Annotated in this window: 19 protein-coding genes; 9 read left to right on the forward strand and 10 right to left on the reverse strand. The window is 67.9% G+C overall.

What is annotated here, in order from left to right:
* From QN239_RS08390 to QN239_RS08405, 4 genes are read left to right on the forward strand one after another with little or no spacing between them, the layout of a single operon-like run.
* Entirely contained in the window at positions 1-687 is a 687-nt protein-coding gene (locus QN239_RS08390) for an FtsB family cell division protein (RefSeq protein ID WP_499009478.1), read from the forward strand.
* Complete coding sequence (locus tag QN239_RS08395; RefSeq protein WP_499009480.1) at positions 680-1,171, forward strand: DUF501 domain-containing protein; 492 nt, start codon at positions 680-682, stop codon at positions 1,169-1,171. The genes QN239_RS08390 and QN239_RS08395 overlap by 8 nt, the downstream gene beginning before the upstream one ends.
* Positions 1,168-2,118, forward strand: coding sequence for a Ppx/GppA phosphatase family protein (locus QN239_RS08400; protein ID WP_499009481.1), 951 nt, complete (start codon positions 1,168-1,170; stop codon positions 2,116-2,118). The genes QN239_RS08395 and QN239_RS08400 overlap by 4 nt, the downstream gene beginning before the upstream one ends.
* 13 nt (positions 2,119-2,131) lie before the next feature.
* Positions 2,132-2,791: a hypothetical protein gene (locus QN239_RS08405; protein WP_499009483.1), complete on the forward strand. Its 660-nt coding sequence runs from the start codon at positions 2,132-2,134 to the stop codon at positions 2,789-2,791.
* A 20-nt stretch (positions 2,792-2,811) separates the two neighbouring features.
* Here the strand turns inward: QN239_RS08405 and QN239_RS08410 are convergent, their stop codons facing one another.
* Both QN239_RS08410 and QN239_RS08415 read right to left on the reverse strand, forming a co-directional pair.
* Positions 2,812-3,768: an MPT63 family protein gene (locus tag QN239_RS08410; protein WP_499009485.1), complete on the reverse strand. Its 957-nt coding sequence runs from the start codon at positions 3,766-3,768 to the stop codon at positions 2,812-2,814.
* A gap of 526 nt (positions 3,769-4,294) precedes the next feature.
* The gene (locus tag QN239_RS08415; RefSeq protein WP_090362468.1) at positions 4,295-4,645 is read right to left on the reverse strand and encodes an ArsR/SmtB family transcription factor; all 351 of its coding nucleotides are present in this window, start codon (positions 4,643-4,645) and stop codon (positions 4,295-4,297) included.
* Positions 4,646-4,726: 81 nt separating this feature from the next.
* On the opposite strand from QN239_RS08415, the gene QN239_RS08420 reads away from it, so the two are divergent.
* Entirely contained in the window at positions 4,727-6,625 is a 1,899-nt protein-coding gene (locus tag QN239_RS08420; RefSeq protein ID WP_499016671.1) for a heavy metal translocating P-type ATPase, read from the forward strand.
* Here the strand turns inward: QN239_RS08420 and QN239_RS08425 are convergent, their stop codons facing one another.
* Positions 6,626-8,494: a propionyl-CoA synthetase gene (locus tag QN239_RS08425; protein WP_499009486.1), complete on the reverse strand. Its 1,869-nt coding sequence runs from the start codon at positions 8,492-8,494 to the stop codon at positions 6,626-6,628.
* Positions 8,495-8,631: 137 nt separating this feature from the next.
* Here QN239_RS08425 and QN239_RS08430 point away from each other — a divergent pair, with 137 nt between their 5' ends.
* Positions 8,632-10,911: a heavy metal translocating P-type ATPase gene (locus QN239_RS08430; RefSeq protein ID WP_499009488.1), complete on the forward strand. Its 2,280-nt coding sequence runs from the start codon at positions 8,632-8,634 to the stop codon at positions 10,909-10,911.
* Positions 10,912-11,000: 89 nt separating this feature from the next.
* Positions 11,001-11,639 (forward strand): DUF305 domain-containing protein, encoded by a 639-nt coding sequence (locus QN239_RS08435; protein ID WP_499016672.1) that lies wholly within the window; start codon positions 11,001-11,003, stop codon positions 11,637-11,639.
* On the opposite strand, the gene QN239_RS08440 is transcribed toward QN239_RS08435, so the two are convergent.
* Entirely contained in the window at positions 11,636-12,775 is a 1,140-nt protein-coding gene (locus QN239_RS08440; RefSeq protein WP_499009490.1) for a sensor histidine kinase, read from the reverse strand. The two genes, QN239_RS08435 and QN239_RS08440, sit on opposite strands and share 4 nt — an antisense overlap.
* Entirely contained in the window at positions 12,772-13,524 is a 753-nt protein-coding gene (locus QN239_RS08445; protein ID WP_499009491.1) for a response regulator, read from the reverse strand. Before QN239_RS08445 ends, QN239_RS08440 begins: the two co-directional genes overlap by 4 nt.
* Positions 13,525-13,651: 127 nt before the next feature.
* Between QN239_RS08445 and QN239_RS08450 the strand changes: the two genes are divergently transcribed.
* Complete coding sequence (locus QN239_RS08450) at positions 13,652-15,163, forward strand: multicopper oxidase family protein (protein WP_499009492.1); 1,512 nt, start codon at positions 13,652-13,654, stop codon at positions 15,161-15,163.
* A gap of 1 nt (position 15,164) precedes the next feature.
* On the opposite strand, the gene QN239_RS08455 is transcribed toward QN239_RS08450, so the two are convergent.
* From QN239_RS08455 to QN239_RS08465, 3 genes are all read right to left on the reverse strand, one after another.
* Complete coding sequence (locus QN239_RS08455; RefSeq protein ID WP_499009493.1) at positions 15,165-17,921, reverse strand: aminotransferase class I/II-fold pyridoxal phosphate-dependent enzyme; 2,757 nt, start codon at positions 17,919-17,921, stop codon at positions 15,165-15,167.
* 98 nt (positions 17,922-18,019) lie between these two features.
* On the reverse strand, positions 18,020-18,724 hold the full coding sequence (gene lpqN / locus QN239_RS08460) for an envelope biogenesis lipoprotein LpqN (RefSeq protein WP_499009494.1): 705 nt from the start codon (positions 18,722-18,724) through the stop codon (positions 18,020-18,022).
* Positions 18,725-18,768: 44 nt separating this feature from the next.
* Entirely contained in the window at positions 18,769-20,139 is a 1,371-nt protein-coding gene (locus QN239_RS08465) for an HNH endonuclease signature motif containing protein (protein ID WP_499009496.1), read from the reverse strand.
* A gap of 129 nt (positions 20,140-20,268) precedes the next feature.
* On the opposite strand from QN239_RS08465, the gene QN239_RS08470 reads away from it, so the two are divergent.
* Positions 20,269-21,108, forward strand: a complete 840-nt coding sequence (locus tag QN239_RS08470) for a class I SAM-dependent methyltransferase (protein WP_499009498.1) — start codon at positions 20,269-20,271, stop codon at positions 21,106-21,108.
* Here the strand turns inward: QN239_RS08470 and QN239_RS08475 are convergent.
* Both QN239_RS08475 and QN239_RS08480 read right to left on the reverse strand, forming a co-directional pair.
* Positions 21,071-21,751, reverse strand: coding sequence for a response regulator (locus QN239_RS08475; RefSeq protein ID WP_090362494.1), 681 nt, complete (start codon positions 21,749-21,751; stop codon positions 21,071-21,073). The two genes, QN239_RS08470 and QN239_RS08475, sit on opposite strands and share 38 nt — an antisense overlap.
* Positions 21,748-24,249 carry an ATP-binding protein gene (locus tag QN239_RS08480; RefSeq protein ID WP_499016674.1) on the reverse strand — a complete coding sequence of 834 codons (2,502 nt, stop codon included), beginning with the start codon at positions 24,247-24,249 and terminating at the stop codon, positions 21,748-21,750. Before QN239_RS08480 ends, QN239_RS08475 begins: the two co-directional genes overlap by 4 nt.
* Between the last annotated feature and the right edge of the window lie 107 nt (positions 24,250-24,356).

Below are 24,356 nucleotides of genomic sequence, written 5' to 3' on the forward strand. Positions count from 1 at the left end.
ATGCCCGACGCGAAACGGCCCGATCAGCGGCGGCGCGGCCCGGCCCCACGGCCGGGCAAGCCGGGTGCCGCCCGCTCGCGTGCCGTTCCGCGTCGGATCGAGCCGCGTCCGGCCGAGGCGGGGCAGGACGCTGCCGAGCCGGTCGAACCGGTCGCGGACAGCGTCGCCGAGTCGATCCGCAGGGCGGCCACCGAAGCGCTGGACAACCAGTCCGAGCAGCACTTCGGTTCGGCCGCCCGGCGGGCGGCGATCCTGGCCGTGGTGGTGTGTGTGCTGACGCTCACCATCGCCGGGCCGGTACGCACCTACTTCGCGCAGCGGGCCGAGATGAATCAGCTCAAAGCCGCCGAGACACAACTACGTTCGCAGATCGAAGAACTTGAGCAGCAAAAAGTGAAACTTGCCGATCCGGTGTTCATCGCCGCCCAGGCGCGGGAGCGACTGGGTTTCGTCATGCCCGGCGACATCCCCTATCAGGTGCAGCTGCCGCCGTCGGCGGCGCAGCCCGCGGCCCCCGGCGCGGAGAATGCGCCCGTGAAGTCGACCGACCCGTGGTACACCTCGCTGTGGCACACCATTGCCGATGAGCCGCATGGTATTTCGCCGGTCATGACCCCCGCGCCCGAGGCGCCCCCGCCCGCGCCGGACACCCTGCCCGTGCCCCCGACCCCGCCCGCCGGTGGTTGAGCCGGCCGATCTGGACGCCGTTGCGCGCCAGCTCGGTCGCGAGCCGCGCGGTGTCCTGGAGATCGCCTACCGCTGCCCCAACGGAGAGCCCGGCGTCGTGAAGACTGCGCCACGCCTTCCCGACGGCACCCCGTTCCCCACGCTGTACTACCTGACCCATCCCGCCCTCACCGCGGCCGCCAGCCGGTTGGAGTCCTCGGGGGTGATGCGGGATATGAGCGAACGGCTCGCCTCGGATGCCGAGCTCGCCGCCGCTTACCTCCGCGCGCACGAGTCCTATCTGGCCGAACGGGACGCCATCGAGTCGCTGGGCACCACGTTCACCGGCGGCGGGATGCCGGACCGGGTGAAATGCCTGCATGTGGTGATGGCCCACGCGCTGGCCAAGGGACCCGGTGTGAACCCGTTCGGTGACGAAGCGCTGGCGGTGTTGGCGGCCGAACCCGGTATGGCCGGGATCCTCGACCCGAAGGTGTGGACGTGAGCGTGGGCTTGAGAGTAGGGGCCGTCGACTGCGGCACCAACTCGATTCGATTGCTGGTCGCCGACGTGGTGCAGGGCGGCCTGCGTGATGTGCATCGTGAGATGCGGATCGTGCGGCTCGGTGAAGGTGTCGACGCGACGGGTGAATTCGCACCGGCCGCGCTGGCGCGCACCGAAGCAGCGCTCACCGACTACGTGGCGACCATGTGCGAACACGGGGTGCAGCGGGTGCGGATGGTGGCCACCTCGGCCGCCCGCGATGCGGCCAATCGGGACGAATTCTTCGCCATGACCGCGCGGCTGCTGGGCCAGGTGATCCCCGGATCGGTGGCCGAGGTGATCAGCGGAACCCAGGAGGCGGAGCTCTCGTTCCGTGGGGCCGTGGGTGAACTCGACCCTGACGCAGGGCCTTTCGTGGTGGTCGACCTCGGTGGTGGATCCACCGAACTGGTCCTCGGTTCCGCCCGGGTACAGGCTTCCTACTCGGCGGACATCGGTTGCGTGCGCATCAAAGAGCGCTGCCTGCACACGGATCCGCCGACTGCGGCCGAGATCGGTGAGGCTCGGGCCATGGTGCGTGAACGGCTGGCCGAGGCGCTGCGGGAGGTACCGGTCGGGCAGGCTCGTACCTGGGTGGGAGTGGCCGGGACGTTCACCACCCTCGCCGCGCTGGCGCACGGTCTGCAAGAGTATGACCCTGACGTTATTCACTTGTCCCGCACCGGATTCGGCGATCTGCTGGAGGTGTGCGACAACCTGATCCGGATGAGTGCCGCACAGCGTCTTGCGCTGGGGCCGATGCACGAGGGCCGGGCCGATGTGATCGCCGGCGGTGCCATCGTCGTCGAGGAACTGGCGGACGTGCTGGGCGATCTCGCCGGGATCGACGAACTCGTTGTCAGCGAACACGACATCCTGGACGGCATCGCGCTGTCCATCGCGGAGTGAGGAGCGAGGCCGGGTGAGTACGCCAGGGTCATGGGAGAACGGAGCACCCCCGCCGGTGATTCCGCGGCCTGCGCCCACGCGGCGCGGCCCGCGCCCAGGCGTCATCGTCGGCGTGGTGGCCGCCGTCGTGGCCGTCGGAGCCGGCGCGGCCTTCCTGCTGCTGCGGCCCTCCGGTGATTCCGCTGCCCCGGCGGCGCCCGCGCCGAACCAGGGCTCGACGGCGGCGTCCACCACCAGTGCACCGCCGAGTGACCCCAATTCCCGGCTGCTGCGCGCGCTTCCGGCGGGTTACCCGACCGGTACCTGCACGCCGGTGGCGCGGCTGGAGGGTGCACTGGCCACCATGGCGTGCACGGCCAACTCCGACCCGGGCGGGCCGGTCTCGGCGACGTACTCCTTGCTGGTCGACTCGGCCGCTCTGGACAAGGCCATCAAGGAGCTCACGAACACCTCGACCGTGGTCGACTGTCCCGGCCGGATCCAATCGCCGGGGCCGTGGCGCCACAATGCGTCACCACAAGAGGTCAGCGGCACGCTGGTCTGCGGCATCCAGGGCGACAACCCGATGCTCGCCTGGAGCGATATCGACAAGCAACTGTTCAGCGTGGTGCAGGGCCGCCCAGGAGGTCCGACGCTCGACCACATCTACGCCTGGTGGACGTCACACTCCTGAGCGACCCTGCGGGTAGCTGATCAGCCGGCCGGGGCCGGCACCACGACGGTCGTCGTCGGGGAGGCGCCGGCGGGCAGCGGCGTGCCCGCGCTTCCGCCGGGTGCCGGGACGGCTTCGGCCGGGGCCGGCACCTGCGCGGCACCGGCCTCGGCAGCAGCGGCCGGGGCGGGCTGGGTACCGGCGGGGACCAGGGCGGGCGCAACCTCACCCGTGGGCAGCGGGGTGCCGGCGCTGCCGGCCGGGGCCTGCGCGGGCACGGCATCGGCGGGCAGTGGGGTTCCCGCGCTACCGGACGGGACCGGGGTGGCCGCCGTGGTGGGTGCGCCCGGGGTGGTCGGCTCGGTGGTCGTGGCCGGCGAGGTGGTGGGTGCCGCGCTGGTGGTCGGCGCTGCACTGGTGGTGGGGGTGGCGCTGGTCGAGGTGGCCGGCGTGCTGGTGGTGGCCGGTGCCTGGCGGGCCCGCGGAGCCGATCCGGTGGCCGGGCTCTGCACCGGTGCGGGCTTGAGCCAGACGATCAGGTCCTCGTCGGCGTTGGCGTACACCACGCTGTCGGGGGCCTGCCCCGTGACATCGAAATACACCTTGCCGGTGGTCTTTTCGCCCTGCGAGAGGGTGGAGGGGTTCACGCCCTGCGCGGTGGCGACACCGAACAGCGCGCGGTAGGTGTCCCCGTTCTGGGCGCGGGCGTTCAAGTTCGACACGATCGGCGTGACATTGCCCTGCAGGGCCTCATTGGTGGCGGTGGCTTCCCACAGGGTGCCGTGCGGCTGGTAGGGGATGGTGTCGGTGCTGACCTTCAGACCGGTCAGCGTCCAGCCCTGGACGATGTCGCCGTTGGTCAGTGTGGCCTGGCTGCCCAGCTGCGAGGTGGTGGTCTGGTTGTCGGCGGTCGCGATGGGTGCACTGAATGCAGCGAACGCTCCTGCGGCGGCAATGGCTGCCGAGGCGAACCCCGCTGTGATGGTCGTGAACTTCACCGTGTTCCACTCCTGAAGTCGTGAGCGACTCCCCCCGTGGGGCCGCCCTGTGTGCGAAATTAGCAGGCACTTAACCTCCCGGGGAACGGTCCCCGGGAATCAGGCGGATTCAAACGGTGATGTCGCGCAGCATTTTCGGGCCGACGGATGCTCCGGTAGCAAACTCGTCGATGCCCCTGTCGTAGGGGCGGTGGACCGGCTATCACGCAGAGGTGGTGAGCCTCGCAAACCAGAACGGTGCCTTCACCGGTCCATTGACCGGTGAAGGCACCGCCTTGGGGGGTCAGCGCCTGATATTGCAGTTGGGGGGATTCCCGCAGTGGTGGCCGCCATCGCACGCGTTGCAATGACAGGTGCATCCGGATCCGGCTCGGTGGGTGACGCGCTCGACCATGCTGCTCAGCTCCTCGGTGTCCGGTATCGGACTCGGTGGAATATCAACATATGACCACCTCACCATAGTTCGGCTGGACCGGAAAATAAAGGCTCCCGGCATCGAATTGCCTTGTCAGGCGGGGTGTTGTGGCTATCCGGTGTCGCGGGCGCCGAGCCGTAGATGCTCGATGTGATAGACAGCCTCGTCGAGCAACTGGGCGACGTGCCCGTCGTAGAGCCGGTACACGATGTTGCGGCCGGACCGGTCGCCGGCGACCAGGCCGAGGGTGCGCAGCAGGCGCAGCTGATTGGACACCGCGGGCTGTTCCATCCCCACGGCCGCCGACAGGTCCGTGACGGTGCACGGCGACTGGCGCAGCCGGGTGAGAATGAGTAACCGGTTGGGGGAGGCCAGCGCCTGCAGCGTTTCGGCGACCTTGACCGCCGACACGGGATCCAGCGATGCCGCGGGTGCGGTACGGCCTTCGACTCCGTGTCCCATTCATCCATTCAAGCACGGTGAGCCAAACGGACTTGACATATTTAAATCTTTACATGTTTAGATGTATGGGTGATGACGGACATGGCGGTGCGGGATCCCGCGGCGCACCCGATGGTGCGCCGCCCGGCGATATGGACCGTGGCGTCGGTGCGGTGGGCGGCCCTTGCGCTGGCCCTGTTTCTCGCCGGTTTGGCGACCCAGCTTCTGGACGCGCCCGAATTCGTTTGGTGGACTGCCTATCTCGGCGGCTATGTGTCGGGCGGGTGGATGCCGGCCCGCGACGGGCTGGCCGAACTGAGACGCCGGCACCTCGATGTGGACCTGCTGATGATCGTGGCGGCCATCGGCGCGGCGGCCATCGGGCAGGTGTTCGACGGTGCGCTGCTGATCGTCATCTTCGCGACGTCGGGGGCCTTGGAGGACCTGGCCACCCGGCGCACCGCGGATTCGGTGCGCGCGCTGCTGGACCTGGCCCCCGAGCGGGCCGTGCGACTCGACGAGCACGGCGGTGAGCAGGTGGTTCCGGCCGAAGCGCTGCGCGTCGGCGACCTCGTGCTGGTGCGGCCGGGGGAGCGGATCCCCGCCGACGCGATCGTGGTGGACGGTGCGTCGGATGTCGACCAGTCCTCCGTCACCGGAGAACCGGTACCCATGGCCAAACTTGCCGGTGACGAGGTCTTCGCCGGCACCCTCAACGGTGCCGGGGCGTTGCGGGTCCGGGTGCTCCGGGACCCCGCCGACAGTGTGGTGGCCCGGATCGTCGCCATGGTGGCGGAAGCGTCGGCGACCAAGGCCAGAACGCAGCTCTTCATCGAGAAGGTCGAGCAGCGCTATTCGGTCATCGTCGTGGTGGCCACGCTGGCGCTGTTCGCGGTGCCACTGGCGTTCGGCGAGAATCTGCAGGGCGCGTTGTTGCGGGCCATGACGTTCATGATCGTGGCGTCACCGTGTGCGGTGGTGCTGGCCACCATGCCGCCCCTGTTGTCCGCGATCGCCAATGCCGGCCGGCACGGGGTGCTGGTGAAATCCGCTGTGGCCATGGAACATCTGGCCGAGGTCGAGATCGTCGCCTTCGACAAGACCGGCACGCTCACCTCGGGCCGGCCGCGGCTGGCCTGCGTCGAGGTCACCGCCGGCCACACCGAGACGCAGGTGTTGCGCCTGGCCGCCGCCGCCGAGCAGGACAGCGAACACCCGCTGGGGCGCGCGGTGACCGGCGCGGCGCGGGCGCGCGGGATCGCCGTGCCGGCGGCCGCGAATTTCCTGGCCCTTCCTGGCCGGGGCGTGCAGGCCACCGTTGAGGCCACGCGGGTGCAGGTGCTCAACCCGGCGGCGGTGCCGGGCGAGCTCTCGGCGGTGCGGCGATTGGAGGAGTCCGGCGCGACCGCGGTGGTGGTGGTCGTGGACGACACGGTGGCCGGTGTGCTGGGGCTGCGCGACACGGTGCGTACCGGCGCGGCCGCCGCGGTCGGCGCGCTGGCGGCCCTCAGCGGCCGGCAACCGGTGCTCATCACCGGTGACAATCGCTGCGCCGCTGCGCATCTGGCCGACCAGGTGGGTATCGCCGAGGTGCACGCCGGCCTGTTGCCCGAACACAAGGTCGAGATCGTGCGCGGTCTGCCGGGCCGGGTGCTGATGGTCGGCGACGGCGTCAACGATGCGCCGGCGATGGCCGCCGCGCACACCTCGATCGCGATGGGCGGCCGTGGCGCCGATCTGACCTTGCAGACCGCCGATGCCATCATCATCGCCGATGAACTGAACGCCATCCCGGCCGTGGTGGCACTGGCCCGGCGAGCCCGGCGGACAATGCTGGCCAACCTGGCCATCGCCGCGACCTTCATCGCAGTACTGGTGGTCTGGGACCTGTTCTGGTACTTGCCGTTACCGCTCGGTGTCGCCGGACATGAGGGATCGACCATCCTGGTCGCGCTCAACGGGCTGCGGCTGCTGCGCAAACGTGCCTGGCTCGCCGGGTAGCTACCGCCGCAGAATCGACTTCAGGGCTTCCAGCACCGCGGGATCCTCGATGGTGGACGGCACCGGCTCGTCGCGGCCGTCGGCGATGCCGCGCATGGTCTTGCGCAGGATCTTGCCCGACCGGGTCTTCGGCAGCGCCGGGACCACGTCGACCGACTTGAAAACGGCTACGGCACCGATGTTCTCACGCACCGCCGCAACGAGTTCGGCGGCCAGATTATCGGCGGACGCTCCCGCCTTGAGCACCACGAAGCCGCGCGGAACCTGGCCTTTGATCTCATCGGCGACGCCGATCACCGCGCATTCGGCCACGGCGGGGTGTTCTGCCAACACCGCCTCCATCGATCCGGTGGACAACCGGTGACCTGCCACGTTGATGACATCGTCGGTCCGCCCCATCACGAACAGGTAGCCGTCCTCGTCGAGATAGCCACCGTCGCCGGTCAGGTAGTACCCGCTGAACGCCGAGAGATAGGCCGCGACATAGCGGTGGTCGTCACCCCACAGCGTGGGCAATGTTCCAGGCGGCAGCGGCAGTTTGATACAGATCGCGCCCTCCTCGCCGGGTTCGGCGACGACGCCGTCCGAATGCAGGATCTGCACGTCGTAACCGGGCATCGGCACCGTCGCCGACCCGGGCTTGACCGGCAGTACCTGCACGCCCATCGGGTCGGCGGCGATCGCCCAGCCCGTCTCGGTCTGCCACCAGTGATCGATGACGGGGATGCCGAGCTTGTCGGCGGCCCAGTGGTAGGTGTCGGGGTCCAGTCGCTCGCCGGCCTGGAACAGGGATGCCAGCGAGGACAGGTCGTAGTCCTTGATGCGGGCGCCGTGCGGATCCTCTTTCTTGATGGCCCGGATCGCCGTCGGCGCGGTGAACAGCACCTTGACGCGGTGCTCGGCGACCACTCGCCAGAATGCACCCGCATCCGGGGTCCCGACCGGCTTACCCTCGTAGAGCACCGTTGTCGCGCCCAGCATCAGCGGCGCGTAGACGATGTAGGAGTGGCCGACCACCCAGCCGACGTCGGAGGCCGCCCAGTACACGTCACCCGGTTCGACGTCGTAGATGTGGCGCATCGTCCACATCATCGCCACCGCGTGCCCGCCGTTGTCTCGGACGATGCCCTTCGGTTTGCCTGTGGTGCCGGAGGTGTAGAGCACATACAGCGGGTCGGTGGCGGCCACCGGTACCGGACCCACGGGTTCGGCCGTGGCGACAGCGTCGGCCCAGTCGACATCGCGTCCGTCGATCAGTGCGCAGGGCTGTTGTTCGCGCTGGAGGATCACGCAGGCGCTCGGGGTGTGCTCGGCATGCGCGAGCGCGGCATCCAGCATCGGTTTGTAGTCGACGATACGGGTGGGTTCGATACCGCAGGAGGCGCTCACCACGACCACCGGTCGAGCATCGTCGATCCGCGCAGCCAGCTCGTAGGCGGCGAATCCGCCGAATACCACCGAGTGCACGGCGCCCAGCCGGGCGCACGCCAGCATGGCGATGACGGCCTCGGGCACCATCGGCATGTAGATGACCACGCGGTCACCCTTGGCCACGCCCAGGTTGCGCAGCACTCCGGCGAATCGGGCTGTCTGGTCGTGCAATTCGCGGTAGGTGTAGGTGCGGGTGGTACCGGTGACGGGGGAGTCGTAGATCAGTGCGGCCTGATCGCTACGCTCGTCCAGATGCCGGTCCAGGGCGTTGGCGCAGGTGTTGAGCTCCCCGTCGGGAAACCACCGGTAGAACGGCGGGTTGCTGTCATCGAGGACCCGTTGCGGCTCGCGCGTCCAGGTGACGGCCTTTGCGGCCTCGGCCCAGAATGCCGCCGGATCGGAGATGCTGGTGTCGAAGAGCTCGCGATAGCCGGACATACCGCAGAACCGTAGCGCGAAAGCTCCGTCTACGAGGCCAGTCAGATCAGGTTGCCGCGGGGCCGCTGTGGCGAATCTTCATCGAATCTTTGTCGGAATCGAACATCATGATCAACGGCGACCGGGATGCTTGAGTCGTGTTGACGACCACGGTGCTGGATGTCGGCGGTGTGCACTGGGCGACCACGGGTGCGGTGATCGAGTCGACGTTGCTCCGCCGCCCGGGGGTGTCCTCGGTGCAGGCCAACACCGTCAACAATACGGCCACCGTGACCTATGACCCGGCGGTCACCTCGGTGGCTGATCTGTCGCAGTGGTTGCGCGACTGTGGTTTTCACTGTCAGGGCCGATCGGTGCCGGCGCACGTGTGCGATCCGATGGCCGAACCCGGTGGCGCCGAGGCGGTATCGCCACATGCGATGATGGGCCACGGTGGCCACGGCGCGATGTCGATGGCGGCGATGGTGGCCGACATGCGGAACCGGTTCGTGGTGGCGTTGGTGTTGTCGGTGCCGATCATGCTGTATTCCCCGATGGGACGCGACATGCTGGGCTTCACCGCGCCTGCCCCGTTCGGGCTCCGGGACGACGTGGTCGGGTTCGTCCTGAGTGTGCCGGTGATCTTCTACTCGGCCTGGATCTTCTTCGACGGTGCATGGCGGGCTTTGCGCGCCAGAACACTGGACATGATGGTGCTGGTGGCCGTTGCCGTCGGCACGGGCTGGCTCTACAGCGTCGGCGTCACGCTGACCGGTGGTGGCGAGGTGTTCTACGAGGCCGCCTCGATGTTGACCACCTTTGTGCTGCTCGGGCATTGGTTCGAGATGCGGGCCCGGGGCGGGGCCAACGACGCCATTCGCACCTTGCTGGAGCTCGCCCCGCCGGTGGCGGTGGTGATCCGGGACGGTCTGCCCGTCGAGGTCCCCACCACCGAGGTCGCCACCGGTGACCTGCTGCTGATCCGGCCGGGCGCAAAGATTCCCGTCGACGCCACGGTGGAGGACGGTAACTCCGAAGTCGATGAATCGATGGTCACCGGCGAAAGTCTGCCGGTCTCCAAGGGACCCGGTTCGGCGGTGGTGGGCGCATCCATCAACACCACCGGGACCCTTCGGGTGCGCGCGACCAAGGTGGGCGCGGACACGGTGCTGGCCCAGATCGTCGCGATGGTCCAGCAGGCACAGAACTCCAAGGCGCCCGGGCAGCGACTGGCCGATCGGGCCGCGTTCTGGCTGGTGCTGGTGGCGCTGCTCGGCGGCATCGTCACCTTCCTGGTGTGGTGGGCCGTCGGTGCCGGGATTCAGACCGCATTGCTGTTCGCGATCACCGTGGTGGTGATCACCTGCCCGGACGCCTTGGGGCTGGCCACCCCGACGGCGATCATGGTGGGCACCGGATTGGGTGCCAAACGCGGTGTGCTGTTCAAGAACGCCACCGCCCTTGAAATGTCGGCTCGTGTCACCGCGGTGGTGATGGACAAGACCGGCACGTTGACCAAAGGCGAGCCGGAAGTGACAGATCTGGTGGTCGACGGGATGGCCGAGGACGAACTGCTGGCCGTGGTGGCGGCGGTGGAAACGGAGTCCGAACATCCGCTGGCCGCTGCGATCGTGAGCTTTGCGCGTGCGCGTGGGGCACCCGTCACGGCCCTCACCGGGTTTCGCAACGTACCCGGCCACGGCGCGGTGGCGACGGTGGCGGGCCGCACGGTGGTGGTGGGCAACCGCGCCCTGCTGGCGCAGGAGGGTGTCGATTCCGGTGCCCTGTTCGCACGTCGTGATGAGCTGGCCGCGGGAGGACGGACCGCGGTGTTGGTGGCCGTGGACGGACAACTGGTGGCGGTGATCGCGCTCGCCGATGCTGCGCGACCCACGTCCCCGGCGGCGGTGACAGCCCTGCATGAACTGGGCGTGCAGGTCGCGATGCTCACCGGCGACAACGAGGCCACCGCCGAACGTATCGCCGGCCAACTCGGCATCGACATCGTGATCGCCGACGTGCTGCCCGGGGAGAAGGCGGCCAAGATCGCCGAGTTGCAGGCCGCACATTCCCGAGTCGCGATGGTCGGCGACGGTGTGAACGACGCACCGGCGCTGGCGCAGGCGGACCTCGGGGTGGCGATCGGGGCGGGCACCGATGTCGCGATCGAGACCTCCGATCTGGTGTTGATGCGCTCGGATCCGCTCGATGTCGCGGTGGCCCTGCGGATCGGGCGGGGCACGCTGCGCAAGATGCGCCAGAACCTGGGCTGGGCCATCGGGTACAACGTCATTGCGCTGCCGATCGCGGCGGGGGTGCTCGTGCCCCTGTTCGGATTCGTGCTGCGCCCCGAGGTCGCCGCCCTGTCGATGTCCGGGTCGAGCCTGATCGTGGCGGTCAACGCGCTGATGCTCAAACGCCTCAGGCTGCCGGCGTGAGCACGCGGGCGACCTATACCGAACCTTCACAGAACGACGACAAGAGCCATACCGGGCGCTGTCAGGCTGGAGGGGTGAAGAAAACACTGATGATGACCGCGGCCCTGGCCGCGGCGGTCACGCTCGGTGCGTGTGGCACCTCCACGACCTCCGCCGGACCGTCCTCGTCGGGCACGACCACCACTGCCATCACGACGCAACCGGCGACGTCGGCGGAGCACAACCATGCCGACGAGATGTTCGCACAGATGATGATTCCGCATCACCAACAGGCCATCGAGATGAGCGACATGATCCTGGGCAAGCAGGGTGTCGACCCGAAGGTGATCGCGCTGGCCACCCAGATCAAGGCCGCACAGGGTCCGGAGATCCAGCAGATGCAAGGTTGGCTGACCCAATGGGGCTCCACCGGGATGTCCCCCTCGTCGGGAATGCCCGGTATGCCCGGTATGTCAGGAATGCCGGAAATGCCCGGTATGCCGGGCATGCAGACAGGGCAGGGCATGATGTCCGAGCAGGACATGGCGGCGCTGCAGAACGCTCAGGGCGTCGCGGCGAGCAAGCTGTTCCTGACGCAGATGATCGCCCACCATCAGGGCGCGATCACCATGGCCGAGACCGAGATCAAGACGGGTCAGTCGCCGGCCGCGGTTGCGTTGGCCAACAGCATCAAGACCAGCCAGCAACGTGAAATCGACACCATGAAAACCCTTTTGGGTTCGCTCTAACCGTTTGCCGCCGGACCCCCGATAGGTACCACCAACGTGAAGGTCGCACCGTGCCCGGACCCCATGCTGGACGCGGTGAGGCTGCCACCGTGCGCGTCGGCGAAGGCTTTGGCGATGGCCAGACCGATCCCGGCGCCGCCGTGCTCACGGTCGCGGGCGGCGTCCACCCGGTAGAACCGTTCGAAGATCCGGGTCAGATGTTCGGCCGGGATTCCGGCACCGTCATCGGTGACCGTGATGACGAGGTCCTGATGGTCGGCAGTCACCCGCACGTCCACATGGCCGCCGGAGGGCGTGTGCCGCAACGCGTTATCGAGCAGATTGTGCAGTACCTGACCGATGCGCTGCGGATCCCAGCGGATCTGGGGCAGGCCCGCTGGGACGTGGCTTGTCAGTGCGACACCTTTGGCCGCGTACCGGCCGGCGGCCGCGGCCAGCGTGGACGTCACCAGAGGTGCAGGGGCATCGAGCTGCACGTCGATCGCCGAGCCGGCCTCCTCGGCTTGAGCCAGGGCAGCGAAATCCTGCGAGAACCGCACGAGACGGTCCGCCTGCTCGCGCAGCATCCCCATGGTGTCGGCGTCCATTGGTCGTACGCCGTCCTCGACCGCCTGCAGGTACACCCCCAAAACCGAAACCGGCGTGCGGATCTCGTGGGCGAGGTCGCTGAACATCTGGCGCCGCGTCAGCTCGATGGTGCCCAGGCGTCGGGCCATCTGGTTGAACGCCCCGGAGAGATTGTCGAAGTCCGCGCCCAGGCCCGCCGGTGCCACCCGGATGTCGTATCGCCCGGCGGCGACGGCGCTGGCCGCCGCTGACACGTCGGCCACCGAACGCTGCAGACGCCGGCTGAAATAGGCAGTCACCACCAACGCCGTGGCGGCCGCGACCGCGACGGCCACGGCGATCGACAGCACGGTGGCATAACGGTATGCCTGTTCGGCGTGAAACTGTTCGTTCGACCCGTGATCGACACCGGCCCGGCGCAGGTGTTCCCGAAACAACGGCGGCCCGACTATCGCGGCGACGATCCAGGTGGTCACCCCGCCCGTCAGCAGGACCAGTATCTGCGCCCCCATCAGCCGGGCGCCCAGCCCGACTCCGGGCTTCTGTTGTAGGTGATCCGGTGCGCTCATCCGCCGGTACCCATCCGGTAGCCGACGCCTCGTATCGTCTGCACGAAGCGCGGCTCGGCAGCATCGTCACCGAGTTTGCGGCGCAGGTGGCCGATGTGGACATCCACCAGGTGCGCATTGCCCACCCATGAGTCACCCCACACGGTCTCGATGATCTGGGGCCGGGTGAAGACCACGCCCGGGCGTGCCGACAATGCGGCGAGGATGTCGAACTGCGTGCGGGTCAACGCAATCGATGTGTTCCCCAGGGTGACTTCGCGGCGCTCGATGTCGATGGACAGCTCGCCGAACACCCGCGGCGGCGCGGTGGGCGGTGGTGTCCGCCGCACCGTATCGGCAGGCGAGGTCACGGTGCGCGGGCGGCGCAGCATCGCCCGGATCCGCGCCACCAGCTCGCGCGGGTTGAACGGCTTGGTGACGTAGTCGTCGGCGCCGACCGAAAGCCCGACGATGGTGTCGGTCTCGGAATCGCGCGCGGTGAGCATCACGACATAGGCGTCGGAGAACAGGCGCAGTTGCCGGCACACCTCGACACCGTCGATACCGGGTAGGCCGAGGTCGAGCACGACCACATCAGGGTCGACCTCGCGAGCCCGGAGCACGGCATCGGTACCGGTGTGGCACACGGTGACCTCGAACTGCTCGCGTTCCAGATAGCTGCCCACCACATTGGCCAGGCCCACCTCGTCGTCCACGACCAACGCACGAAACCCGGAACCGGGGCCGGTGGGTGCTGCGGTGTTGTCCATGAACGTATCGTGCCGCGCGCGTGCCGCCGGACGCCGTCCTGGGCCGATTTTGACCGAATCTTCATCGAAGCAATACCCATTTCGCCGGTGAGCACGCTCATCGTGGCGGGGGAAGGAGAGATCTGGGATGAAGGGACTCACGGGCTCCGCCCTGACCCGGCGCGGGTTCCTGGCCGCGACGGCGATCGGTGGGCTGGCGCTGGCCGGATGCGGGGGCCGGCCGCACGGCGGTGGTGCCACACCGGTCTCTGCCGACGCGATCGCGGCAGCCGAGGCGGCCCGTCCGCACACCGGGAGAACGGTGAACGTGCGGCTGGAGGCGGGGCCGGCCCGGGTGGACCTCGGCGGCCCCGTCGCGCAGACGTACGCGTACAACCAGGTGGTGCCCGGACCGTTGATCCGGGCCGGCGTCGGCGATGAGTTGGCGGTCACCCTGGCCAACGGGCTACCGCATGCGTCCTCGGTGCACTGGCACGGTCTGGCGCTGCGCAACGATATGGACGGCGCGGCTCCGGCCACGCCCGATGTCCCCGCGGCGGGCGACTTCACCTACCGCTTCACCGCTGCGCATCCGGGAACGTATTGGGCCCATCCGCACACCGATCTGGATGCCGATCACGGTCTCTACCTGCCGGTGATCATCGATGACCCGCGTGAGCCGGGCGCCTATGACGCCGAATGGATCGTCGTCCTCGACGACTGGACCGCCGGAGTCGGCAGCAGTCCGCAACAGCTGTTCGACGGGTTGCGGGCGATGGGGATGGGGATGGGTGGACACACCATGCCCGGTATGCCCGGTATGCCCGGGGTGGGCGGCGTCGGTACGAGTGAGCTGCTCGGCGGGGACGCCGGCGATATCAGTTACCCGTACTACCTCGTCAACGGCCGGATCCCGGCCGCGGCCAGCACATTCCGCGCCAAATCCGGACAACGCGTCCGGATCCGGCTCATCAATGCCGGGGCCGACACCGCATTCCGGGTGGCCCTGGCGGGACACCGCATGACGGTGACCCATACCGACGGGTTCCCGGTAGTACCGACCGAGGTGGACGCTCTGCTGTTGGGGATGGGCGAACGCTACGACGTGGTGATCACCGCGGGGGACGGTGTTTTCCCGCTGGTGGCTTCCGCCGAGGGCAAGAACGCCTACGCCCGCGCGATGCTGTCCACCGGCGCCGGAACCGTGCCCGACCTCGGATTCGTCCCCGCCGAGCTGCGCGGCCGGATCGGTACCGTCGCGGCATTCGCCGCGGCGCCGGAGGCGGTGCTCGCCGGCGACCGCGCCGAGACCACCCTGACCGCCCGGCTGGGCGGCGCGATGATGGGGTACGACTGGACCATCAACGGTCGACGCTTCGATCAGATGGAGCCGCTGCAGGTCCGGCAGGGCCAGAATGTCACCCTCACCTTCGTCAACGACACCATGATGTGGCATCCGATGCACCTGCACGGGCACACCTTCGAGGTGATCACCCCGGATGGCCGGCCGGGTCCACGCAAGGACACCCTCATCGTGCTGCCGAGACAGACGGTCGGTGTCCGCCTGATCACCGACAATCCGGGCACCTGGATGTTGCACTGCCACAACACCTATCACCAGGCAGCCGGGATGATGACCAGCCTCGACTACGTCGCGTGAGCTAGCCGATCACACTGGGCTGCGGCAGATCCGACCAGCGCGCCGGCCGCAGGCCTTCGATCGCCTTCTCGGTGTACACCCGGAAGCCGAGTTCTGGTTTGTAGCCGTGGATCTCGGGGGTGTCGAGCTCGCGCAGGAAGGTCAGGATCTCCTGGCTGAACACCTGGCCGGGCACCAGAACCGGGAATCCGGGCGGGTAGGGCGTGACGAACGTCGCGGACACCACCTGCACACCGGCGTCGATCTTGTCGAAGATCTCATCGGTGGACAGGTACTCGCAGTGGGTGTCGTCGTAGGACAGGTAGAAGGCGCGGCGCACATCGCCTTCGGGTGTCTGCGTGCCGTCCCGGAAGACGGGGTGGAAGCCGCTGAAGTTCGGCAGCGATGCCGAGTTCGTGGTCAGCCGGCGCACCTTCTGCTCGAACCGGGCCCGCTCGCCCAGGCCCATCTCGGAGATCGACTCCTCCAGCTCGCCGGCGATCTTCACCAGCACCTCGACCAGGAACGCCACCGAGCTGCGGGTGGTGCCGATATTGGTCATGAACAGCACGGTGTTGCGTGAGGTCTTGTTGATCTGCACGCCGTGCCGGTCCATCAGCTGTTCGCGCTTGAACTGGTCACCGTCGTAGCCGGTGCGTCCGATCGACAGCGTGATGCGCGACGGATCCAGCACGAACTCGTCCGAATCCCACACCGCCATCATATTTTTCAGCCCGGATCGCAGGGGCTGGGCAATACCAGAGGGACGGAACTGCTGCGGGATCAGGTCGGAGGTGCGCAGGCAGGACATGTACTTGCTCAGCAGCGGATGGTTGTCGATGGCATCGCGCAGCTGCATGGCGTTCTCGATCTGGCGCTGCACCAGCTCGACACCCTCCAGGGCCACCTGGCGGCGACCCAGATCCAGTGAGGCGAGGATCTGGTAGTTCGGCGAGGTCGAGGTGTGCGCCATATAGGCCTCGTGGAAGGCCTCGGACACCTTCTGCTCGAAGTCCTGGTCGAAGACGTGGATCATCGAGCCCTGCCGCAGCGAGGTCAGCGTCTTGTGCGTGGACTGGGTGGCATACACCCGCACGCGTGCCTCGGCGGGGTCGGGCCGCAGCCGCCGGTTCAGCAGCTCCTCGTCGGACAGCGGGCCTTCGTGGGTGAGCTGCTCGGTGTAGGAGGCGCGGTATTCGGGGTCGGCGAGCTTGTCGCGCAGGCTGCGAGCCGATGCCATGGCAGTGCGCTTGCGGTACACCGGGTGGAACCGGGCGAACGCGAACCACGCTTCGTCCCACAGGAATACGAGGTCGGGCTTGATGGCCAGGCATTCCTCCATGACGCGCTCGGTGTCGTAGACGATGCCGTCGAACGTGCAGTTGGTCAGCGAGATCATCTTGACCCGGTCGAGCTTGCCGGCGGCCTTGAGCGCCAACAGTTTCGACTTGATCTCCCGCAGCGGGACCGCGCCGTACATCGTGTAGTCGGCGAGCGGGTAGGCCTCCAGGTAGACGACGTTGGCGCCGGCCAGCATCATGCCGTAGTGGTGGCTCTGGTGGCAGTTGCGGTCCAGCAGCACGATATCGCCGGGAGCGACCAGGGACTGGGTGACGATCTTGTTGGCCGTCGAGGTGCCGTTGGTGACGAAATAGGTGTGCCTGCTGCCGTACGCCTCGGCGGCCAGTTGCTGGGACTCGCGCAGCGGGCCGGTGGGTTCCAGCAGCGAGTCCAGCCCGCCGCAGGTCGCCGAGGTCTCGGCCATGAACACGTCCAGCCCGTAGAACCCGACCATGTCTTTGATCCAGTGCGAGTTGACGATCGACTTGCCCTGGCTGATCGGCAGCGCGTGGAAGACACCGGTGGGCCGGTGGCTGTACTGCTTGAGCGCGCTGAAGAACGGGGTGCGGTAGCGCGCGGCGACCCCCTGCAGGATGGACAGGTGCAGCTCCAGCACACCCTCGCGGGCGTGGAACACCCGGCGGAACGACTGCCCGAGCCGGCCGGCGATGTCCTCGACCTCGATCTCGGTCATCAGGAACAGGTCGAGTTCGGGACGCAGCTCATGCAGCGACTTGGCCAGGATCGCGGCCCGCTCATCGGGGGACTTGTGGTCGTCGAGATCGTGGGACAGCGTGTGGTCGATGAACTCCGACAGCGTGGTCAGGTCCCGGGGCGACTGGTGACTGAACCGGCGGCGGATGACGACGGCCTGCAGGTTGACGTTGAGGCGCGCGGCGATCAGTGCCTCGTCGCCGCTGCCGACGACCACCAGCTCGTAGACGAATTCGTCATCGGGCCTGCGCCAGCTGCGCACCTCTTTGCGCAGCGCCCGTTCTTGGGCCTCGGTCATCTTCTCCACGACCAGCACCTCGAAGTAGAGCTGCTCGCGCCGGTTGGCGGGCTGGCTCTCCAAGGTGCGCGGGTCGGCCGGGAACAGATCGGCGGTGTCGTCGGCACCGGCGGTGTCGACATCGCCGGTGCGGTAGGACTCCGTGGTGAGCGCCCGGTTGATCCGGGCGACCGTATGGGCGAACTTGTCGTACGCGCCCGCGTTGAACAGGCGCTGGATCTTGGCGAACTGAGGTGAGCCGGGGAAGGCCCAGTACGGTTCCAGCGGTGCCAGGTTGATCAGCAGGTCGTGACAGATGGCCACGTATTCGTCTTTGAGGTCGCCGGTCGTGCTCGGCCGAGTCAACCGGTCGGCGGCCTCTTCGAGGCGGCACCACGCATCGCCGCGGAACTGCCAGACACTGTTGTACGCACGCGAGTTGTCCACGGCTAGAGCGTGTACCGGGGTTGGCGTCGTGCGAGGTAGCAGCAGACGAACGCTTCGCGGCGATTACATGACCGAGAGCCGACCGCAGCCTGTGAGCGTTACGGCGTGATGGTGGTCTGCTGGTCGATGATATCGGTGGCATTGCCCAGCGTGTCGGCTTCCGACTCGTCGGCATAAGCGTTGAGTTGCAGCACATACAGGCCGTCATCGGCCGGGATGACGACGGTCTTCTGCGCGATCACACCCTGCTTGCCGTCGACGTCGTAATTGCCGCCCAACTGGAAGGCGTTGAAGCCACTCAGGGTGGACGAGGCGCCCGCGTTGAGCGGCTTCCACCCCGGGAGGTTCTCCAGCTCGCCCGGGGCGTACTCGAGGATCTTCTGGGGGTCGACATTGCCGGTCAGCTTGGACAGCAGAGCGAGGATACGCGGCCGGTTGTCGGGAACCGAGCTGCCGGTGAAGACGATCGCGCCGTAGGGGGCTTCGGGCAGCTCGTCGGTGGCCTCCCATCCTTCGGGCACCGGCAGGTCGATCGACGGGCCCGGATCGCCGCGCTTGATCGACGTCTCGGTGATCCCGTTCTCCTGGACGTAGTCCGCGATCGATTCGTGCGCTTCGGGAGTCGAGGGCGCCTTCTTGGTCGACGATGCGGCCGAACTCTTCGTCGATGACGAGGATGAGCTCTTCGACGAGGTACTGCTGGTGGCTTCGGATTTGGAATCGGAGCCGCAACCGACAGCGCCGAACAGACCGAGTGCGACGACGGCGGCGGCCGCGGCAGCGCGGGTCGTGGAGTGTGTCATGGCGGGCACCGTAAGCGGTCGCGGTTGGAATTCGTTTGGAAAGGTCAACGGTCGTCCCCGCTGCCGTGGAAGCGGTGGAAGAGGTCTTCGGGGTGGTGCAGGGGGTTGACCCGTGGCTGGCCGGTGTCCAGCAGTGGTGGCGGTATCCATTCGACGCGGCCGTCGGCCCGGATGCGGGTTGTCCAGCCGCGTTCTGTGACGAGGCGGTTGTGCGGGCCGCAGGCCAGGCCCAAGTTGGTGATGTCGGTGTGCCCGCCGGCGCCGTAGTCGGTCTCGGCGTGATGTGTTTGGCACAGGTAGCCGGGAATGGCGCAGCCCGGGAAGGTGCAGCCGCGGTCGCGGGCATGCAGGACCAGCCGCTGGCCGGGGGAGGCGATGCGCTTGGTGCGGCCCAGGTGCAGCGGCACCGCGGTGTGGCCGTCGAAGATGCTCAGATAATGGCGGGCATGCCCGGCCATCCGGATCAGATCGCGCATCGGCACAGTGGATCCGCCGCCGGTGTGGGCGACCCCGGCCGCGGTTTCCAGCTCGGTCAGCGTGGTGGTGACGACCACGCTCACCGGTAGTCCGTTGTGCTCGCCCAGCTCACCCGCCGCCAGCGCGCTGCGGGCGAGCGTCATCAGGGCATCGTGTTGGCGCTGCCCGAGGCTGCGGGTGTCGGCGGCACTGACCTCGGCGGGTGGGGTGCCCTTCACGCACGGGTGTGCGTCGTCGGGATTGCACATGCCCTTGGCGGCGAGCTTGGCGAAGATCGGTTCGAGATAGGCCCGGCATTCGGGGGTGACCTTGGCGCGTAGATCGCTCATCCCGTCGGCATCCTGTGGGCCCAGCGTCACGTTGCGCAGCATCTCCCGGCGCGCCACGGTGTCCTCGTCATTGGGTTCGGGCCCGTCGGGGTCGAGCAACTCGAGCAGCAGTGCGGCCGCCTTACGCAACGCCTCGGGCGTCTGCACGGCGGCGACAGCGGCCAGGTCGGTCTCGGCGTCGGCGCGGGTCCGGTCATCCACCATGGGCGGGATCTTCTTCATGGTGTGGGTGATGATCCGGACATGCTCGCCGGTCAGTTCGCCGCGAGCCAGGGCCGCGGCGGTGCCCGGGTACACGGGCTCGAGTGGTTCGCCGGTCACCGAGCGCCGCGGGCCCAACAACTCACCCTCGCTCAACCGGCGGCAGGCTTCGGTGTGCGAGATCCGCAGTCGGATCCCCAACGCGTCGGCCCAGCTGCGCGCACCCAACTCGCCCGGACTGGACTGCGCCTTCACCGCCGCCATCACCCGGTGCTGCACCGCCGGGATCCGCCGGTTCACCGATTCCAGCGCCGACTGCACCTCCAACAGCTCAGCCACCGACGCGTCGTCGAACGCCACCGTGGACAGCTTGTCCACGGTGGCCAGCAGATCGACGACACCTTCCATGACTCGAACACTAGTACGCACCACCGACAGAACCGGCAGTTATCCACAGTCGCGGATTCATCCACAGATCCACCCGCACAACGGTTTTGGATCGGGAAAACGAGTAGACTGCGCGTGCGAGAATGAGGTGTGACCGAGGACTGGCGCGCGACGAATCTGGCCAACTGGGAATCCCGGGTGCCCCTGCACACCGGGCCGGACGGGTATGACCTCGCGGGCTTCGATGACCCCGCCCACCTCTCCGACGTGGTCCGCTATGACCTACCCCGGCTGGGCCGGCTCGACGGACTGGATGTCGTTCACCTGCAATGCCATATCGGCACCGACACCGTGTCGCTCGCCCGTCTGGGCGCGAAATCGGTGACCGGTATCGACTTCTCGCCGTCCGCTCTGGAGGCGGCGCGCGCCCTGGCGAAGGGGGCCGTGACCTTCGTCGAGTCCGATGTCTACGACGCGGTCGGCGATTTCGATCTGGTCTACACCGGTATCGGCGCCATCTGCTGGCTGCCCGACATCCGGAGGTGGGCCGCCACCGTCGCCGGCCTGTTGCGGCCCGGCGGACGGTTGTTCATGCGCGAGGGGCATCCGGTGCTGTGGGCGATGTGCGATCCGCGACCCGACGGATTGTTGGTGTTGGAGTACCCGTATTTCGAGACCGACGGCGTCGTGTTCGTCGAGCACGACAGCTATGCCGGCTCCGGCACTCTGGACTCCCCGACGTTGGTGCACTTCAATCATGGTCTCGGCGAGATCTTCACGGCACTCACCGACGCCGGACTGATGGTCACCGCGCTTGAGGAGCACCGCGAAGTACCGTGGAATCCGCTGGGCGAGGCCATGATCCCGAGCAGCGAATACCCGGGCGAGTTCGTGCTGGCCGAGGGGCGGGACCGAATCCCGTTGACGTACACACTGCAGGCGGCCAAGCCCGCTACTGCTGGAACCGGTAACCCATCCCCGCTTCGGTGAGCAGATGTACCGGGTGTGAGGGATCGTCTTCGAGCTTTCGCCGCAACTGCGCCAGGTACACCCGCAGATAGTGCGTTTCCTTGGCGTAGGCCGGACCCCACACCTCCTTGAGCAGCTCCTCACGGCCCACCAGCTTGCCGCGGTTGCGCACCAGCATCTCCAGGATGCCCCACTCGGTGGGCGTCAGATGCACCTCGACGCCGTTCCTGGTGACCTGCTTCGCGGAGAGATCCACAGTGAAAGAGGAGGTTTCGATGACGGGCTCGTCGGTTTCGGCCGCGGCCGTGCCCCGGCGTACGGCCGCGCGCAGGCGGGCCAGGAACTCATCCATGCCGAAGGGTTTGGTCACGTAATCGTCGGCGCCGGCATCCAGCGCCTCGACCTTGTCCGAGGAGTCGCTGCGCGCGGAGAGGACGATCACCGGCGCACTCATCCAACCTCGCAACCCCGCCAGCACCTCGATACCGGACATATCCGGCAGGCCCAGATCCAGAACCACGACATCCGGACGGTGATCGGCGGCCGACCGCAGGGCCTCGGCCCCGGTGGCCGCCGTGGTCACCTCATACCCGCGGACGGACAAGTTGATGCGCAGCGCCCGCAGGATCTGTGGTTCATCGTCGATGACGAGCACCCGGGTCATGCGTGGACATCCTTTGCTGTTGCCGCCAAGTCGATCTCGATGGTCAGGCCGCCGCCGGGTGTGTCGGTTGCGGTGATCGTGCCGCCCATTGCTTCGACGAAGCCGCGGGCCACCGAAAGGCCGAGGCCGACACCGGTGCTGGTGTCGCGATCGCCAAGGCGCTGGAAGGGTTCGAACAGCTGGTCCTCGGTGCCACGGGGGATACCGGGTCCCTCGTCGACGACGGCGATGAGTACCCGGTCACCGACCTGGCCGGCGGTGACCCGCACCGGTCTGTTCACCGGCGAGTAGCGCAACGCGTTGTCGACCAGATTGGCCAATACCCGCTCGAGCAGGCCGCTGTCGGCCATGACGACGGCATCGCCGACCTCGACCTTGACCCGGTCGAGCTCTTTGCGCGGGAAACCGGTGACTCCCTTGCTGATTCCGAGCAGTGCGCGCTGCACCGTCTCTTCCAGGTACACCCGGCGCAGTTCGGGGCGGACCGCCCCCGCCGCCAGCCGCGACGAATCGAGCAGATTACCCACCAGGGCGGTGAGCTGGTCGACGGACTCTTCGATGGTGGCCAGCAGTTCGGCAGTGTCCTCCGCGGAGAAATCGACATCGCTGCTCCGCAGGCTCGACACCGCTGCCTTCGCGGCGGCCAGCGGGGTCCGCAGATCGTGACTCACCGCCGACAACAGTGAACGCCGCAGTTCGTCGGCCTGAGCGATCGCCTCGGCCTGGCTTGCCTCTTCGGTCAATTCGCGTTGTTTGACTAGGCCGGCTGCCTGTTTGGCGACCGCACCCAGCACGCGGCGATCCCGGGCCGACAGCTTGCGGCCGGACAGCAGCATCCAGAACTCGTCGTCGCCGGCTTCCACCGCCGTGTCGGCGTCATCGACCTCCACGCACGGGTCCTTGCCCACGCACGCCACCGTCGCCGGCCCGTCGGGTCCGTCGCGGACCAGGCTGACCGCCCGCTGGGCGTACGTCTCGCGGACGCGTTCCAGCAGCATGCCCAGATCCGCCCCGCGCAGAATCGATCCCGCGAACAGCGCGAGGAGTTCGGCTTCCTGTGACGCGCGGGTGGCCTCGCGAGCCCGACTGGCGGCGCCGTCGACCAGCGCGGCCACGGCGACGGCCACGAGCAGCAGCACCACGACCGTGACGGCGCTGTCCGGTTCGGCGATGGTGAAGGTGTAGCGGGGATTGACCAGGAAGTAGTTCAGCAACAGACCGGACAGCAGCGCCGACAGCGCGGCGGGCGCCACACCGCCGAGCAGCGCCACCACCAGGACCCCGATGAAGAACAGCGCGCTCTCGCCGCCGATACCGAGGAACGGGTCGAGCCACAGCGAGGTGATGGCGCAGATGACGCTGGGAACGATCACGGCGGCCAGCCAGGACAGCAGGTGCTTCTGCCACGACGCCACCGAAGAGTACGAGCGCGGTCGCTTGGCCTCCGGGTGGGTGACCATGTGAACGTCGATCTTGCCGGACTGCTGGACCACCGACGCGCCGATGCCCTCGTCGAACATGCGCGCCCAGCGGGACCGCCGGGAGGTCCCGAGCACCAGCTGGGTGGCGTTCATCTCGCGGGCGAAGTCCAGCAGCGCGGCCGGGACGTCGTCACCGACCACGGTGTGCAGTGTCGCGCCGAGGCTGGTCACGAGTTCTCGCACCTTGCCCATCTGCGGGGCCGCGATACCCGACAGACCGTCACCCCGCACGACGTGCACGACCATCAGTTCGGCACTGGATTTCGACGCGATGCGCGACGCCCGCCGCACCAGGGTTTCCGACTCGGCGCCACCGGTCACGGCGACGACCACGCGTTCGCGCGCCTCCCAGGTGTCGGTGATCTTGTTGTCGGCCCGGTACTTCGACAGCGCGGCGTCGACCTGGTCGGCGAGCCACAGCAGTGCCAGTTCTCGCAGGGCCGTCAGATTTCCGCGCCGGAAGTAGTTGGACAGCGCCGCATCGATGCGCTCGGGGCCGTACACGTTTCCGTGGGATAACCTGCGCCGCAGCGCTTCCGGGGTGATGTCGACCAACTCGATCTGATCGGCCGCGCGCACCACCTCGTCGGGGACCTTCTCCTGTTGCTCGATTCCGGTGATCTGGGTGACCACGTCGTTGAGGCTCTCCAGGTGCTGGACGTTGACCGTCGAGATGACGTCGATTCCTGCGTCGAGCAGTTCTTCGACGTCCTGCCAGCGCTTGGCGTTCACGCTGCCGGGAGTGTTGGTGTGGGCCAGTTCGTCGACCAGCACCACCTCCGGGTGTCGGGCGATGACCGCGGGCACGTCGAGTTCGGGAAACCGCCCGCCGCGGTACTCGATGTACCGCGGCGCGACGATCTCGATCCCGTCGAGCAGCTCTGCTGTCTTCTTGCGGCCGTGGGTCTCGACGACGGCCGCGACCACGTCGGTGCCGCGTTCGAGCCTGCGGCGTGCTTCCCCGAGCATCGAGAAGGTTTTCCCGACGCCCGGGGCGGCGCCCAGGTAGATGCGCAGTTCGCCCCGCTTGGCCTTGTGCGTCGACGTGGCCGACCGTTCCCCGTCTGGTCTGCTCGCTCCCGGGGCGAGCACCTCGTCGCCGATGTTCACGCCCTCATCATCCA

It is taken from the genome of Mycolicibacterium sp. Y3, from assembly GCF_051188035.1.
GTDB classification, from domain to species: domain Bacteria; phylum Actinomycetota; class Actinomycetes; order Mycobacteriales; family Mycobacteriaceae; genus Mycobacterium; species Mycobacterium fluoranthenivorans.